Genomic DNA, 11555 nt, shown 5'->3' with positions numbered 1-11555 from the left:
TGACTCAACTTCTGGGCTGTTGCCGCAAGCGGATGCGTTCTAGACGATTCAAGAGCCGAGTTATCAGTTCGGGTGCGACAATCGGTTTGCAGATATAGTCATCTGCACCAGCCATAAATATCTGGTGAATTAAATCGGCATTTTCTCGCTCTAATAACATTAGAATTGGTAGATTTTCCCATCGCGGGTCATGGCGTACTACTTGACAAAGTTCAATTCCGCTAAACTGTGGCATAGATACATTTAAAACTAGCAGATCTGGCACTGCGGTTCTCAGTAGTTCCCAAAAGCGTTGCGGTTGGGCTAGAGTTGTCACTTGCAACCCCCAAGCAGGTAGTAGCTCGACGAAAGTTGCTAGAATTTGGGGATCGTCATCGACAACCAGGATTTTAGCTTCTGGAATGGGAGGGGGATCGATGACCTGAGCGATCGCGTTGAAAACCTCACTGATGGAAATGGGTTTGTGTAGAAAAGCGCGTCCGCCTAAACGAGTAACTGCAATCCGGTCAGTCAAACTATCGCGCACGGTAAATGCTAACACGGGGATGGAAGAGTTTTGCTCGTCCAGTTCTGCTAAAAGCTTGAGTCCATCCTCAGTATCTTCATTAAAGCTTAAATCTAACAAAATGGCATCGGGCGGGTTTTGGGCGATCGCCCTTCTACCATCTGCCAAAGTCGTTGCTATTTCTAGATTGAATCCAGCCGCGACTGCCGCTAGTCGTAGTTGGTTGACGAGAATGCGATCGTCATCTATGACCAGCAGTCGCGCCGAAGCAATTCTTGGTGAAGCTGGGGCAATTGGCATAGGGATTGCGACCAAAGCTTGCTTGAGTAACTCTACAAAATACTGTAATTGTCGTGTTGCTGTCTGCCGCAACGCCATTTCACCTTGCAGTAATAGCTCGATCTGCTGTGCCGCTTCAAATCCTTGCGATAAACCTAGAGAGCCTAACGAGCCAGCTAATTGATGGGCGTGTCTTTCAGCTTGTCGCCGCAGTTCTCGTTCCAGCGTTCCAGCAGATAATTGGGCAATGACTTGCTCGAACAATGCTGTCTCCTCATTGAGGCTGGCTCTAATTTCCTGCAAAACCTCAGCCGCGACAGCCATAACTTCCTGCTGCGCTGGACTTGGTTCGATTTTGATTGGCAATACAGGCGAGCCTTGTACGGGTTGCTCTAGATCGAGTGGAGATCCCAACTGGTAGCCTACGCCATAGATCGTCTCAATTATCTCTACTTTGACACCAGCTGCTTTCAACTTCTGCCGCAGTCCCTTCATGTGTGCTGCAACCGTCCCTGCTTTGGCAGACTCCGTCGCCGTCCACAGCCGATCTAAAATTACGTCTTTACTGAAGATCCGTTGTGGATTTTCTAAAAAAAGCTGTAGTAATCTAAATTCTTTTGCGGTTAAATTCAGCGGCTTTCCTTGCCAAGTGGCTCTGCGGGTATTGGGAAACAGTCGCAAAGCTCCCCAAGTCAGTGCAGGAGAAACAAATTGTTCTCGTCGCCGCAGCAAAGCGCCCACGCGAGCAACTAACTCTGCTGAGTCGAAGGGTTTGACTAAGTAATCGTCCGCGCCTGCATTCAATCCAAAGACGCGATCGCTGACACTAGCTTTCACAGATAACAGCAAAATCGGCAATTGATAGTTCTTTTCCCGCAGGTAGCAACACAGACTGATCCCATCTAATCCAGGCAGAACCACATCGGCGATCAGCAGGTCATATTCGTAAGACTGCATCAGTTGAATTGCCTTTTCGCTATCAGCAGCCACTTCGACTACATACTGGTGTTGTGCAAGTATTTCTATGATTTTTGCTACCGTGTAGCGATCGTCTTCTACTAGCAAAATTTTCATCAGCACCCTTGCTTCGAGTAAAGAGTAACTACCACTTCAGATCGAGAAAGAAATTGCAGGTTTGGCGATAACTACCTCGTACAACCTCAAATTTCTCAGCAAAAAAGTTACCTTGCAGCTAAAAGATTTGAATTTTCCTCTTGTTGAGTCGAATATACTACCATAGATAGTTTTTTAACACAAAAAATATGCCTTTTAGTTACAATCTATAAAAATGAAGCAATTTTGAAGAAAACTTCTAATTTTTGTATAGAGAGACTAGTATGATGTGTACACGAGCTGCAAACAACGTACCGTGCTAACCCAAAAATCCGAACCTGATTAATTTTTGAGTGAGTCGATCGTGTATAAACCCGATAACCCAACACCTCAAATTCACAGAGTTTTAGTAGTTGACGACATTGCCGACAACTGTTTACTGCTGCAATCTTTTTTAGAGGAAGAAGGCTATCAAGTGGAAACTGCTGATAGCGGTCGCGCAGCCCTTAGCTTAATCGAAACTTTTCGACCGCACTTAGTGTTATTGGATGTGATGATGCCAGAAATGGATGGCTTGGAGGTGACTCGACATATCCACCAAAATGTCAACTTACCCTTTATTCCAATTTTATTAGTTACAGGCTATGACTGCGTGGAGCCAATTGAAGCATTCGGTGCTGGGGCGCTTGGTTTTATTCTAAAGCCAATTAATTTCGATGCACTTTTAAATCATATCCAGCATATCTTGCCGCTCAAACATTCTTCTTTATTTGAATAGTCAATATAGGAATTATTTTATGCAAGACTTTCTACAACATGAATTACATGTAATGCTAAAAAACTTAGACCTCACACGTCGATGTGCGCTATTAGTAGAGTCGTGCGGTAAAATCTTACAGAAATATGATGATTTGTCGTTACAAAAGAACGGTCGTATTATTGAAGGTTATAGCGAGTTCATCCAGAAGCAAGCGGATAAGTTATTAATGTATATTCAGTTAGCACAGTTGGAAAATTTTTGTTCGGAAGATCTATATCAGCAAGCCACACAAGCGCAAGCAGAAGCAAAAAAATCATACCTCCAAGCACTTGCAATTTATCTAGAGACAATGCAAACAAGAATAGATGCACTTTCCTCGCACCTCTAGTACTTGCCTACTTTAGAACTCAAACTACCAACTGGTTAATTAATCCAAGGTAGGATAGAGCAGCTCAAATAACCACCTAAACCTAGTCCCGCTTGTACAAACCTAACAGGGGGGCGAGAATTGCCCCGAAAACGAAACCCCCAGCGTGCGCCCAGTAAGCCACACCACCGCCTACAGAACTGGGAGCTTGGAGGCTAGCAATGCCATAGAAAGCTTGCTGAACGAACCAAACCCCCAGAAAAAACATAGCGGGGATGCGGATCGTCGTGATGAAAAAGCCCAAGGGAACTAAGGTGAGAACTTGAGCGCGGGGGAAGCGGAGTATGTACGCACCCAGAACGCCAGCGATCGCGCCACTAGCACCCAGAGCAGGAATCGGAGAATTCTGAGAGAAAAACCACTGAGCCAATGCTGCCAAAGCACCGCAAGTCACATAGAAAAATAAAAATTTGATATGACCCAATCGGTCTTCAATATTATTACCAAACACCCACAGAAACAACATATTTCCGGCTATATGTAAAAAACCGCCGTGCAAAAATTGGGATGTAAACAGTGTCAACCATTCTGGTATGGGTTGCGCGGGGATTTGAAGACAAGTGTTGGAGATTTGGCAAGGCACGACTGCCGCAGAGCGGAAGAACTCTTGTAACTCTTGCCTATTCAGACTCAATTGATAAATAAAAACGGCGATATTTGCGGCAATTAGCCCATAATTGACATACGGGGTAATTGTTGTGGGATTGTTATCTCGCAGGGGAACCACGGGTGGTTCAGTTTGACAGAATTGTGATAAGTTTGATTCTGCTTATTTCCTAATTTGAACTTTGAATGTGACTAAAAAATGACAATATGGCTGTTATTGGTCATTCGTCATTTGTCATTTGTCAAAAGTAGATATTGGTAACTGGTCACTGGTCACTGGTCACTGATATGTGTCATTTTCTCATCACATTTTTAGTCAAGATTATAGATAGTAACTTCGGCGATCGCACCTGAGTTCGCATGAGTTATTTGTTGCTATTGCTCACCCGAAGATTTATGCTGTACTTTCTACTCACTTGGATAGCCGCTGCTATCTCACTTTTGATTACAGCCTATGTCGTCCCTGGTTTTACGGTGAATAGTTTTACCACAGCATTAATTGCTGCGGCAATTTTAGGACTAGTTAATGCGCTCGTGCGCCCAATTCTGATAATTTTGACTTTACCATTCACGCTGTTAACGTTTGGTCTATTTCTTTTTGTTATTAATGCCCTGATGTTGTGGCTGGTAGGTTTTATTACCCCTGGTTTTGTTGTAACTGGCTTTCTACCTGCCTTGTTAGGTTCGATCGTACTGACACTAGTTGCTACTGTGTTAGGTCAATTAGTCACAAATGTGAGATGAAGTTGCCGATCTACCTCAAGTTGAATCGCCAGTTGCAACTATTATTTCTGACTCATCGCTGAAGACATTTCCGATTCATTTCGATCGCTTACTACAGCCAGGGAGTTGCCTAGATGCAAAATCAAAATTCTCCTTCTCTACCAGCGAATATATCGCGACAAGAACTACAGGAGATAGTGCGATCGCAATTGCTGGTACTGCTAGAACAAGAAGACTTGCGGGGAGCTAAAGCTTTACTCGTACCCGTACAACCTGTAGATGTTGCCGCTGTCATTACAGAATTACCAGCTGTAAAACAGGCGATCGCTTTTCGCTTGTTGTCTAAAGATGAAGCGATCGAAGTTTACGAGTATCTCGATTCCAACGTACAGCAAGCTCTGATTGAAGAATTTAAGCAGCAAGATGTCCTCGATATTGTGGATAAGATGTCCCCCGACGATCGAGCGCGACTGTTTGACGAATTACCTGCTAAGGTTGTCCGGCGTTTACTGAATCAACTCAGCCCTACCGAACGCCAAGCTACTACCCTACTTCTAGGTTACAAACCTGATACTGCTGGGCGGATTATGACCCCAGAGTATATTGCACTCAAGGAAAGTTTGACAGTTGCCCAAGCCTTAGAACGGGTTCGCCGTTTGGCAGACGTGACTGAAACCATTTACTATCTGTATGTTACCGATGAGTTTCGTCACCTTACTGGTGTCCTGACCTTACGCGCTTTATTAACTGCTGGCTCAGAGCAAACTGTGGCTGATGTGATGAAACGGGAGGTAGTTATTGTCCGCACAGATACCGATCGAGAAGAAGTAGCCAGGATCGTTCAGGATTATGACTTTGGGGCACTGCCTGTAGTAGATACAGAGCAGCGTCTAGTTGGCATTATCACTGTTGATGATGTCCTCGATGTTATCGAGCAGGAAACCACAGAGGATATTTATGCACTAGGCGGTGTCGAGTCTGGAGGCGATAAATATTTCCAAACAACCAACTTATTTCAAATTGCTCGAATGCGGGTGAAGTGGTTGTTTATTCTCTTGTTTGCTAATACAGCTACTAGTGCCGTTATTGCTAACCAAGAAGAAATTATCGAACGAGTAGTTGCTTTAGCTGCATTCATTCCCTTATTGATTGATGCGGGTGGTAATGTCGGAGCGCAGTCTTCAACAGTCGTGATTCGCGGTTTGAATCTGCGTGAAGTTAGCGTCAAAAAAGCTCTGAGTGTAATTACCAGAGAAAGTTTGGTTGGGCTGCTGCTGGGGGTAATGCTAGGACTAGCGGTGGTTGTATGGGCTTACTTTTTAGAAAATAGTTGGGAAGTGGCGATCGCGGTTGGAGTTAGTTTGCTGGCGATTACTTTGTTAGCCTCCGTTTCCGGTTCTGCCCTCCCTTTTTTGTTTAGCAAGCTGAGTTTAGATCCAGCTTTGATGTCAGCGCCATTTATTACATCCGTAGTTGATGTTTTAGGTGTTTCAATCTATCTTTGGGTAGCAAGGGTAGTTCTGCAATTGTAGGTTTGACTGAGAAGGTTAGGCATTAAATCTATGTGAGGATTAAACACGAATTATCCTCACTCGCATAAAAATATCTATCCTGGGTTAGAACTTTTTTTCTAGTAAAGAAGAGTCAGAACTCAGAAGTCAGATTATAGCTCAACACCTCTCGGTTCGTGGTTCATTAAACACTCTAAAAAAAATAAATTTTTATCTTTATGCTGTCATTTTCTCATCATTTTTGATTGTAATGCTAAAGAAAGCTGAACAAAAGATAGCTAAACAAAAATCAGTTAATTTTTGACCATTTGCCATAGTTTATGGCGCTATTAACTACTTTTAGAAACATTTGAGGGAACGCTCGTGAACGCAAAACCTATTAAGCAGATTTTTGTTGCGGTCGGCATCGCTACCGTAGCTGTGTTAGCAGGCGGATTGTCAGCCCAAGCTCAGACTGCTAATTCCAATCCTACTCAAGACACGAAAGTTTCAACTTCGGCTGCTGCACTCAGAAATGACTCGGCAAATTCAACAGTGGCTCAAGTTGACCATACATACCCCAGCACTCAACCAACTACCCCCACTACAGAACCACCTGCAACTACACCCGAAACTACACCAACTCAAACCACACCAGGTGCAATTGAACCAGGTAGAGCTACTCGTGGTGGTTCCAGCTATGTTGGAGTTGGCGGCAACATCGGTCTAGGCGGTGGCGACACGGCTTTGGGTATCGGCAACTTCACAGTTATCAGCAAAATCGGATTCACCGAAGCTGTCTCTGCTCGTCCTGCTGTGGTATTTGGGGACAACACTACCTTTCTGATTCCAATTACTTATGACTTTACCGTGCAACCTACAGGGGTAGCGACAGAAGCAATATCTAGTTTTGCACCCTACGTAGGAGGTGGTTTAGCGATCGCCACAGGAGACAACAGCGATGTAGGACCAATGCTCACTGCTGGTGCTGACGTACCTCTAGGCGATCGACTGACAGCCAATGCTGGTGTGAATGTCGGCTTCTTTGACAGTACTAGTGTAGGACTGACTATCGGTGTTGGTTACAACTTTGAAGGATTGTAAGAACTGTCGAGTTGTCATATTGTCATCATTTTTGGTTTGAAAACTAGAAGCAGATTGTTAATGCCGCTCCTCGCTGGTGGAGAGAAATTAAGCTCAAAAAGCGTTTTCTGCAAAGACTCGCCCGCCAGCACCTGCCCCACTAGCAAAACTGTAAATTTGTGTTGTTGTAAAACTAGCTCGATTGGATGGAGGGAAATATACTGACTATGCAGCAACGACGGATGCTACAGTTACTCGTAATCTGTATTAGTAGCTTGGTATTTGTCGGCTGCACTCAACAGCGTCAGTTTGGCACGGACAACCAAACAGAATCTACTCCTGGCGTGCGGATTTTACAACGGCAACTTGACGTTCCCTACGTACCGACACCTCAACCTGTGGTAGAGCGAATGCTAGAAATTGCCAAAGTCAACCGCAACGATGTGGTTTATGACCTCGGTAGTGGTGATGGACGGTTGGTCATTACCGCAGCACAAAAGTATGGTGCTAGGGGTGTGGGTATAGATATTAATCCCAGGCGCATCCAAGAAGCAAATACCCACGCAAGAGAGGCTAGAGTTACTAACTTGGTAGAGTTTCGTCAACAAGATTTGTTTAAAGCAGATTTGAGCAATGCCACGGTAGTCACCCTCTACCTTTTACCTGCTGTCAATCTCAAGCTGCGCTCGAAATTGCTCAGAGAACTCCAGCCAGGAACTCGGATTGTCTCCCACGCTTTCGGTATGGGTGATTGGAAACCTCAAAGAGTTGAACGAGTGGGTGGCAGAACCATTTACTACTGGGTCATACCCGATCGCGTGCCGAAAAATTTCCACTCTCAAAACAATCCTGACAAAGCACGAACAGAAGATACTTCCGCACCAGTCCACTACCTAGCATGAGACGCAAACAACACAGTCAAGCTGCGATCGCCAAAGTCGCCTCTCCAAAACCATCGCTGGCATTTGTCGATGCAGTTGCCCTGATTGTAGGGATTGTCATTGGCGCGGGGATTTTTGAAACCCCTGCTCTAGTTGCTGCTAATGTCAGTAGTAATGCAGCACTGATGCTAACTTGGCTGGTAGGAGGTGCGATATCTCTGGTCGGAGCATTGTGTTATGCAGAGCTGGCAACGGCATATCCTCATGTGGGAGGGAACTACTATTACCTCAAGCGCAGCTTCGGGCAGAGAGTAGCTTTTTTGTTTGCCTGGGCGAGAATGACAGTTGTTCAAACTGGTTCAATTGCGCTTTTGGCATTTGTTTTTGGCGACTATGCCTCTAGAATCTTAGGTTTGGGTACGTTTTCTGCCTCAGTTTATGCAGCAGGTGCAATCGCTCTGTTCACGACTCTCAATATTTTTGGTCTGCAACAGGGCAAGCGAACGCAAAACTTACTTACGGTTGCTACGGTGCTGGGATTGTTACTCATAGTCATTATCGGCATCGCCTTTGCTACCCCTACTTCAATTCCCGCTACAGAATCAACCAACTCTGGAGGCTGGGGATTGGCAATGCTATTTGTTTTGCTATCCTACGGCGGTTGGAACGAAGCAGCTTACATCTCAGCCGAGATTCAGAATAGACAACGCAATATTGTCCGGTCGTTGCTCTGGAGTATCGGCATCATTACAGTTATCTATTTTCTGGTCAACCTAGCATATCTTAAAGGGTTGGGATTAGAGGCAATGGGACAGTCTCAAGCAGTAGCAGCAGATTTGATGCAGCAAGCCTTGGGCGAGCGCGGTGCAATAATTATTAGTCTGCTCATAGTCATTGCCAGTTTGGGTTCGCTCAACGCCACAATTTTCACTGGCGCACGCTCCAACTATGCTTTGGGGCAAGATTTTCCCCGACTGAGTTTTCTTAAATCGTCTGGGTCACGTAGTTCTCCTACTGGTGCAATGCTTGTACAGGGAGCGATCGCCATAGTGTTAGTGGTACTAGGCACGCTGACTCGTAGAGGCTTTGAAACGATGGTAGACTATACCGCTCCCGTATTTTGGTTCTTTTTTCTCTTAACTGGAATTTCGCTGTTGGTACTACGGATGCGAGAACCCGACGTTCAGCGTCCATTTCAAGTCCCGCTTTATCCTTTGACACCCCTACTTTTTTGTGTAGTCTGTGCCTATCTGTTTTATTCCAGTTTGGCGTACACGGGCATCGGGGCGATCGCGAGCATTTTGGTGGTAGGACTCGGTATCCCGTTGTGGCAATGGCATCAAAGCAATTAGCAATTAGCGATAGTTGATTTTTTACAAACACAAGTGAAAGGAGTGCGGCTCGTGCAATTACAAAAAATGCTACTAGGAATAGTTGCAAGTACAAGCGTTGTCAGCTTGGGCATAGCTGGATGCACGCCACCCGAACTAAAAGCTGAGGCACAAACACCGACTTCGACAACTCAATCTCCAGCAACAGCTCCGACAACTTCGCCCCAGGAATATCAGTCCAGTATTCCTTACGTTCCAACACCTCAACCTGTTGTAGATGCAATGCTGAAAATAGCAAATGTGGGCAAGGATGACATAATTTACGACCTGGGTAGCGGTGATGGGCGAATTCCGGTGACGGCTGCCCAAAGATATGGAGCGCGAGGAGTTGGTATAGAGATCGATCCAGAACTTGTTGCACAGGCGAATCAGAATGCCAAAGCAGCAGGAGTGAGCGATCGCGTCCAGTTTCGCAACTCAGACTTATTCAAAACCGACATGAGCGAAGCAACAGTAGTGACGCTCTATCTACTGACAGAGAACAACATCAAACTGCGTCCCAAGCTGTTGCAAGAACTCAAACCAGGTACTCGCATTGTTTCTCACAACTACGGCATGGGCGATTGGAAACCTGAAAGAGTCGAGCAAGTAGACGGCAGAACGATTTACTTGTGGACTGTACCTGAAAGGGAGCAGAGGGGCAGTGACCAGCGACCAGCGACCAGTGACCAGTGACCAGTGACCAGTGACCAGCGACCAGTGACCAGTGACCAGTGACCAGTGACCAGTGACCAGTGACCAGTGACCAGTGACCAGTGACCAGTGACCAATGACTAATGACAAATAATAAAGGATAATCCAATGAACGTTCAAAATCGAACTAATTCAATCAAAAAATTAGCTGGATTGGCAGCAGGACTGACGATCTTGCCAATTATTGCTGCTTGCGAACCTCAGCAAACTGCACAAACACCTCCTGCTACTGCGCCGACTGCGGAAGCTACGCCAGGGGCTACTACACAATCTCCTGCTGCTCCAACTGCGCCTCCCGCCGCTCAAGCAGAGGCAGATGACAACCATGTCGTTGATGTAGTACAGGCAAATCCTTCGCTGAAAACCCTTGCTTCTGTCATTGATGAAACAGATGCTAACGAAGTCTTAGAACTTCAAGGTCCATACACGGTGTTTGCACCATCAGATGATGCCTTTAATGCTCTTCCCGCAGAAACTCGCCAAAGGCTACTACAACCAGAAAATCGCCAACAACTAGCGCAGATTCTTTTTTACCATGTCGTTCCTGGTCAAGTGAGCGCCAATCAGTTGCAATCGGGAGACGTGAAAACGGTAGAAGGTGCAAACGTTAACGTTAAAGTTGACCAAACAGCCAACCAAGTAACAGTGAATGATGCCACCGTGACCCAGGCAGACATTCCTGCTAGCAATGGTGTCATCCACATTGTCGATCGCGTCATCTTACCACCCAATTTCTCTATCTAATTCGCTTTTCTATCTAATTCGGTTGAGAGACGCAAAATTCTGCGTCTCTACAAGAAGATGATACGTAGAGATGAAGGAATAACTCTATGAAGGGATTAAAAGGCAAAAACGTACTGGTGACTGGTGCAAGTTCGGGCATTGGACAAGCGATCGCCATTCGCCTCGCCTCTGAAGGATGCAATATTGCCATCAATTACCGCAAAAGTCCTGATGGGGCAGAAGATACAGAAGAAATGGCAATGCAAAAAGCATGTGGAGACGTGGAAAATTGCGGCGTGAAATCTCTGCTGGTACAGGGAGATGTCTCGAAAGAAGAAGACATCATCAGCATGGTCAATACTGTAGTTGAAAGATTTGGTAGTTTAGATATTCTGGTCAACAATGCTGGAATTCAAACTGAATCTCCCTCCCACGAAATTGAAACGGTAGAATTCGATCGAGTATTAACAGTTAATTTGCGCGGTGCTTATTTGTGCGCCCGCGAAACTATCAAACAATTACTATCCCAGAATCGTTCTGGAATTATTATTAACATTTCCAGCGTTCACGAAATTATTCCCAGACCGATGTATGTCAGCTATTCCATCAGCAAAGGTGGGATGGAAAATATGACCAAAACCCTAGCTTTAGAGTATGCCAATCGAGGAATTCGAGTTAATGCCGTCGCTCCAGGCGCAACAGTTACACCAATTAACGAAGCCTGGACAAATGACCCAGAAAAGAAGGCGATCGTTGAAAGTCACATTCCGATGGGTCGTGCTGGTACTTCCGAAGAAATGGCAGCAGCAGTTGCTTTTTTAGCTTCGGATGAAGCCGCCTACATCACCGGACAAACTCTATTTGTCGATGGTGGTTTGACTTTGTACGCCGATTTTCGCGAGGCGTGGTCAGCCTGATTGATAGTCAAAAGTCAAAAGTTA

The 11555-nt window shown here is 45.4% G+C and carries 12 protein-coding genes; 10 read left to right on the top strand and 2 right to left on the bottom strand.

Going from position 1 to position 11555, the window contains the following annotated elements; all coding sequences use genetic code 11:
- Positions 1-4: 4 nt before the first annotated feature.
- Positions 5-1858: a response regulator gene (locus tag CHRO_RS20850; RefSeq protein ID WP_015156204.1), complete on the bottom strand. Its 1854-nt coding sequence runs from the start codon at positions 1856-1858 to the stop codon at positions 5-7.
- Positions 1859-2201: 343 nt separating this feature from the next.
- On the opposite strand from CHRO_RS20850, the gene CHRO_RS20845 reads away from it, so the two are divergent.
- Positions 2202-2615 (top strand): response regulator, encoded by a 414-nt coding sequence (locus CHRO_RS20845; RefSeq protein ID WP_015156203.1) that lies wholly within the window; start codon positions 2202-2204, stop codon positions 2613-2615.
- Between the two features lie 19 nt (positions 2616-2634).
- Complete coding sequence (locus tag CHRO_RS20840; protein ID WP_015156202.1) at positions 2635-2985, top strand: hypothetical protein; 351 nt, start codon at positions 2635-2637, stop codon at positions 2983-2985.
- An 82-nt stretch (positions 2986-3067) separates the two neighbouring features.
- Here the strand turns inward: CHRO_RS20840 and CHRO_RS20835 are convergent, their stop codons facing one another.
- A complete protein-coding gene (locus tag CHRO_RS20835) occupies positions 3068-3751 on the bottom strand; it encodes a rhomboid family intramembrane serine protease (protein ID WP_015156201.1) in 684 nt (227 codons plus the stop codon).
- 275 nt (positions 3752-4026) lie between these two features.
- Between CHRO_RS20835 and CHRO_RS20830 the strand changes: the two genes are divergently transcribed.
- The 8 genes from CHRO_RS20830 to CHRO_RS20795 all read left to right on the top strand — a co-directional run bounded on the left by CHRO_RS20830 (position 4027) and on the right by CHRO_RS20795 (position 11531).
- The gene (locus CHRO_RS20830) at positions 4027-4374 is read left to right on the top strand and encodes a phage holin family protein (RefSeq protein WP_041463372.1); all 348 of its coding nucleotides are present in this window, start codon (positions 4027-4029) and stop codon (positions 4372-4374) included.
- Positions 4375-4487: 113 nt separating this feature from the next.
- On the top strand, positions 4488-5885 hold the full coding sequence (gene mgtE, locus CHRO_RS20825; RefSeq protein WP_015156199.1) for a magnesium transporter: 1398 nt from the start codon (positions 4488-4490) through the stop codon (positions 5883-5885).
- Between the two features lie 342 nt (positions 5886-6227).
- Positions 6228-6947: a hypothetical protein gene (locus tag CHRO_RS20820; RefSeq protein ID WP_015156198.1), complete on the top strand. Its 720-nt coding sequence runs from the start codon at positions 6228-6230 to the stop codon at positions 6945-6947.
- Between the two features lie 206 nt (positions 6948-7153).
- Positions 7154-7828: an SAM-dependent methyltransferase gene (locus CHRO_RS20815; protein WP_106167697.1), complete on the top strand. Its 675-nt coding sequence runs from the start codon at positions 7154-7156 to the stop codon at positions 7826-7828.
- The gene (locus CHRO_RS20810) at positions 7825-9159 is read left to right on the top strand and encodes an APC family permease (RefSeq protein WP_015156196.1); all 1335 of its coding nucleotides are present in this window, start codon (positions 7825-7827) and stop codon (positions 9157-9159) included. Before CHRO_RS20815 ends, CHRO_RS20810 begins: the two co-directional genes overlap by 4 nt.
- Positions 9160-9210: 51 nt before the next feature.
- Entirely contained in the window at positions 9211-9873 is a 663-nt protein-coding gene (locus tag CHRO_RS20805; RefSeq protein WP_015156195.1) for an SAM-dependent methyltransferase, read from the top strand.
- Positions 9874-9999: 126 nt separating this feature from the next.
- Positions 10000-10635: a fasciclin domain-containing protein gene (locus CHRO_RS20800; protein ID WP_015156194.1), complete on the top strand. Its 636-nt coding sequence runs from the start codon at positions 10000-10002 to the stop codon at positions 10633-10635.
- A gap of 86 nt (positions 10636-10721) precedes the next feature.
- The gene (locus tag CHRO_RS20795; RefSeq protein WP_015156193.1) at positions 10722-11531 is read left to right on the top strand and encodes an SDR family oxidoreductase; all 810 of its coding nucleotides are present in this window, start codon (positions 10722-10724) and stop codon (positions 11529-11531) included.
- Positions 11532-11555 lie beyond the last annotated feature (24 nt).

The sequence above is a fragment of the Chroococcidiopsis thermalis PCC 7203 genome, from assembly GCF_000317125.1.
GTDB lineage: Bacteria > Cyanobacteriota > Cyanobacteriia > Cyanobacteriales > Chroococcidiopsidaceae > Chroococcidiopsis > Chroococcidiopsis thermalis.
Note: the sequence above shows the minus strand (reverse complement) of the source record. Positions and strands in the feature narration are given on the sequence as shown.